The 1,698-nt window shown below is 58.9% G+C and carries 4 protein-coding genes; all 4 read right to left on the minus strand.

Translation table 11 applies throughout. The features are described from left to right. Positions 1-99 precede the first annotated feature (99 nt). Positions 100-405 (minus strand): 30S ribosomal protein S14, encoded by a 306-nt coding sequence (gene rpsN, locus JCM19049_RS13400; protein WP_054821833.1) that lies wholly within the window; start codon positions 403-405, stop codon positions 100-102. A gap of 3 nt (positions 406-408) precedes the next feature. Next, on the minus strand, positions 409-579 hold the full coding sequence (gene rpmG / locus JCM19049_RS13405) for a 50S ribosomal protein L33 (RefSeq protein ID WP_054821834.1): 171 nt from the start codon (positions 577-579) through the stop codon (positions 409-411). Between the two features lie 2 nt (positions 580-581). Then, entirely contained in the window at positions 582-818 is a 237-nt protein-coding gene (gene rpmB, locus JCM19049_RS13410; protein WP_054821836.1) for a 50S ribosomal protein L28, read from the minus strand. 347 nt (positions 819-1,165) lie between these two features. Continuing rightward, positions 1,166-1,648, minus strand: coding sequence for a MarR family winged helix-turn-helix transcriptional regulator (locus JCM19049_RS13415; RefSeq protein WP_054821835.1), 483 nt, complete (start codon positions 1,646-1,648; stop codon positions 1,166-1,168). Positions 1,649-1,698: the final 50 nt, after the last annotated feature.

A 1,698-nucleotide genomic window follows, 5' to 3' on the forward strand; every position in this document is an offset into this window, starting at 1 on the left:
CACGACCGTGATGATCCAGTCCGGCCGTTAACGGCAGCATGCCGCCGCGCCAGTCGGCGCAGCGGCATGCTGCTGGGACGAATCCCTAAACTTTGGTGCTTACCAGGAGGACTTGGTAATGCCCGGCAGCTCACCGCGGTGAGCCATGTCGCGGAAGCGAACACGGGAGATACCAAACTTCTGGAAGGTACCGCGCGGGCGACCGTCGATGGAGTCGCGGTTGCGCACGCGCACCGGCGAAGCGTCACGAGGAAGCTTCTGCAGGCCCACGCGGGCTGCTTCGCGAGCCTCGTCGGAAGCGTTCGGGTCCACAAGGGTCTTCTTCAGTTCGAGACGCTTTTCGGCGTAACGCTCGACGATGACCTTGCGCTGTTCGTTCTTGGCGATCTTTGACTTCTTGGCCATGTCTTAGCGCTCCTCTCGGAATTCAACGTGCTTACGGACAACCGGGTCGTACTTCTTCAGAACCATGCGGTCCGGGTTGTTACGACGGTTCTTGCGGGTCACGTAAGTGAATCCGGTACCGGCGGTCGACTTCAGCTTGATGATCGGACGTACGTCCTTATCCTTCTTTGCCATGTTTAGAGCTTCACACCCTTCGCAAGCAGTTCGGAAACAACGGCGTCGATACCGCGCACGTCGATCAGCTTCATACCGCGAACGGAAACGTTCAGGGTCACCTTACGACGCAGGGAAGGAACCCAGTAGGTCTTCTTCTGGATGTTCGGGTCGAAACGACGCTTGGTGCGACGATGCGAGTGGGAGATGCTGTGTCCGAAGTTCGGAACTGCACCGGTCACCTGGCATACAGCTGCCATGATCACTCCTCAGTTAGTAGTAGTAAAATTTGACGGTACTCGCGCGTGACAAGGGCCAACGAGCCCATACCACTCAGGCGTTATGAGTCCCGCCAACCAGTGAAACACCGTTAATACTGCACACTATGAAGGTAACCAGGCTGGGTGAGAACCAACCGAAGCGCCTTGAAGCATGTAAGACGGTGAACTTCGTGACCGGTAGAGCATTTTCCCCGTACTCAGGTGGTCGCGATATTCGGTATTACGGGCTACGCACGCCCACCATGCCACCGCAATGGCGGCACAACGAAGCGCGCGATTAACGCCATATTAGGATAGCCAATAAATCGGCGGCAATCCAAATCGGCTCAGGAGCGCTCCAGGATCCAGTGTTCGGGGTCCAGACGCTGCACAATTTTTCGCGCAATCCGCCTCAGATCCTTAACGTCCTTGTCATCGAGGGATTCGAAAACCAGTTGGCGTACCGTGGCCACATGATGCGGGGCCATCTGCACCAACATGTCCCATCCCTTGGTGGTCAATGAGGCGATCTTCACACGCGCGTCCCCCTTGGACTGCAGGCGCACCACCCAGCCGCGGGCCTCAAGCTTCTTCACCACGTGGGACAGCCGGGAGAGCGAGGCGCTGCTGCGCGAGGCCAGCTCGGTCATGGTCAGGTTGCGTTCCGGGGCCTCGGAGAGCATCGCGAGCATGTGGTAGTCGAACAGGGTGATGCCCTGCAGGTTCTGCAGCTCGGTATCCAGTGCTCCGGGCAGCAGGGTGATCACGCTGTTCAGGGCCAGCCAGGCCTCGCGTTGTTCCTCGCTGAGCCAGACTTGCTGATCTTCCATCGTGCCCCGTACCCCGTTCACTGTCGTTCCACCGCCTGGGTTGCGCCCCG

The sequence above is a fragment of the Arthrobacter sp. JCM 19049 genome, assembly GCF_001310435.1.